This is a genomic window from Shewanella sp. 4t3-1-2LB (assembly GCF_017368415.1).
Lineage (GTDB): Bacteria > Pseudomonadota > Gammaproteobacteria > Enterobacterales > Shewanellaceae > Shewanella > Shewanella fodinae.
Genome location: NZ_JAFNJD010000142.1, coordinates 1 through 426 on the forward strand (window position 1 = coordinate 1; position 426 = coordinate 426).

The window sequence follows — 426 nt, forward strand, 5'->3', positions numbered from 1 at the left end:
GGAATATTGCGCAATGGGGGAAACCCTGACGCAGCGACGCCGCGTGGGTGATGAAGGCCTTCGGGTCGTAAAGCCCTGTCGGAAGGAAAGAAATGCGTGCGGATTAATACTTCGTGCGTTTGACGGTACCTTCAAAGGAAGCACCGGCTAACTCTGTGCCAGCAGCCGCGGTAATACAGAGGGTGCAAGCGTTGTTCGGAATTACTGGGCGTAAAGGGCGTGCAGGCGGCCTGATAAGTCAGATGTGAAAGTCCTCGGCTCAACCGGGGAAGTGCATTTGAAACTGTCAGGCTTGAGTACCAGAGGGGAAAGTGGAATTCCCGGTGTAGAGGTGAAATTCGTAGATATCGGGAGGAATACCGGTGGCGAAGGCGACTTTCTGGCTGGATACTGACGCTGAGACGCGAAAGCGCGGGGAGCAAACAG

The 426-nt window shown here is 55.2% G+C and carries 1 rRNA gene; it reads left to right on the forward strand.

Annotation, left to right across the window (positions count from 1 at the left end):
- Positions 1–426: ribosomal RNA gene (locus J3L11_RS19010) — 16S ribosomal RNA — on the forward strand; the annotation flags it as partial.